General features: G+C 46.6%; 1 tRNA gene. It reads left to right on the forward strand.

Annotated elements, in window-relative coordinates:
- Nucleotides 1-45 precede the first annotated feature (45 nt).
- Nucleotides 46-121: transfer RNA gene (locus AC6EMZ_RS23380), tRNA-Ala, on the forward strand.
- Nucleotides 122-296: the final 175 nt, after the last annotated feature.

Genomic DNA, 296 nt, shown 5'->3' on the forward strand with positions numbered 1-296 from the left:
TCCTTCTGTAAAGAAGGACGCTGGTAACGAGATTGCAATTACGATGGGGTTATAGCTCAGCTGGGAGAGCGCCTGCCTTGCACGCAGGAGGTCTGCGGTTCGATCCCGCATAGCTCCACCATCCTTTACTGTTGAAAACAAGAAAACTTCAGAGTGTACCTGAAAAGGTGCACTGCGAAGTTTTGCTCTTTAAAAATCTGGATCAAGCTGAAAATTGAAACGACACACTGTGTCTGTTCTCCGTAATAAGAACAGATAAGCGGTGTGGTCGAGTCTCTCAAATTTTCGCAACACGC

It is taken from the genome of Enterobacter sp. SCRI0065 (assembly GCF_059766475.1).